At 59.0% G+C, this 949-nt stretch carries 1 protein-coding gene, 3 tRNA genes and 1 rRNA gene; all 5 read right to left on the reverse strand.

Features of this window, described 5'->3' with window-relative positions:
• The coding region (locus AC1DK4_RS40735; RefSeq protein ID WP_441593733.1) for a GTP-binding protein at window positions 1-147 on the reverse strand (147 nt) is incomplete at its 3' end.
• Window positions 148-190: 43 nt separating this feature from the next.
• Window positions 191-265, reverse strand: a tRNA-Thr gene (locus AC1DK4_RS40740).
• A gap of 38 nt (window positions 266-303) precedes the next feature.
• Window positions 304-377 (reverse strand) — tRNA-Gly (locus AC1DK4_RS40745).
• A 59-nt stretch (window positions 378-436) separates the two neighbouring features.
• Window positions 437-522: transfer RNA gene (locus tag AC1DK4_RS40750), tRNA-Tyr, on the reverse strand.
• Between the two features lie 332 nt (window positions 523-854).
• Window positions 855-949, reverse strand: a 5S ribosomal RNA gene (rrf, locus tag AC1DK4_RS40755); the annotation flags it as partial.

Below are 949 nucleotides of genomic sequence, written 5' to 3' on the forward strand. Positions count from 1 at the left end.
TTCGTCGTACTTCTTGGCCGAGCCGCCAAACTTTGCTGCCAGCACCGTGGCGATCGCTGCCGTCAGCGTGGTCTTGCCATGGTCAACGTGACCGATCGTACCAACGTTCACGTGCGGCTTGGTCCGCTCGAACTTTTCCTTTGCCATTTCGCGACTCCTGTGTCGGCTGCGATATTGCCAGTGCGGTATTTGGTGCCCATGGGCAGGATCGAACTGCCGACCTCTCCCTTACCAAGGGAGTGCTCTACCACTGAGCCACATGGGCGAAACTTGACTACTGCTTTGACTGCAACCCGGGCAATCTGGAGCGGGTGAAGGGAATCGAACCCTCGTCGTAAGCTTGGAAGGCTTCTGCTCTACCATTGAGCTACACCCGCCGGGTTACCACGCTTTCTGCTTCACCGACTACCGCCGGGTTACTGCCTTGCTTTGATTCTGGTGGAGAGGGCTGGATTCGAACCAGCGTAGGCGTAAGCCAACAGATTTACAGTCTGCCCCCTTTAGCCACTCGGGCACCTCTCCGTGGAGAACTTGTGATTATGGTGTAACTCAGCAGGCCTGTCAAGCTTTTTCCACGCTATGCAAAGCAGTGGAGACAGTCCTGTGTCCTGGCCTGGCGCCCTCGGGGCTGCCTGACCGCACCACAACCACCTGTGTTCAAAAAGAACACTCTCACCCTATAGGGCGTTTGCCAGGCTCCCGGAGCGGGCGCCTGGCGGGCGTTTCCGGCCGTTTTGCCTCATGTGGCGCAGCTCGGGCGCGCAGGCCCGAGCATGCCTGGACACGCCGCGCGTCCCGCGCGCCGCAAAAGCAAAACCCCCCAGTACTTGCGTACTGAGGGGTTTCAAGGGAGAGCCTGGCGATTACCTACTTTCACACGGGTAATCCGCACTATCATCGGCGTGGAGTCGTTTCACGGTCCTGTTCGGGATGGGAAGGGGTGGTTCCA

This window comes from Cupriavidus sp. 05N38 (genome assembly GCF_056397345.1).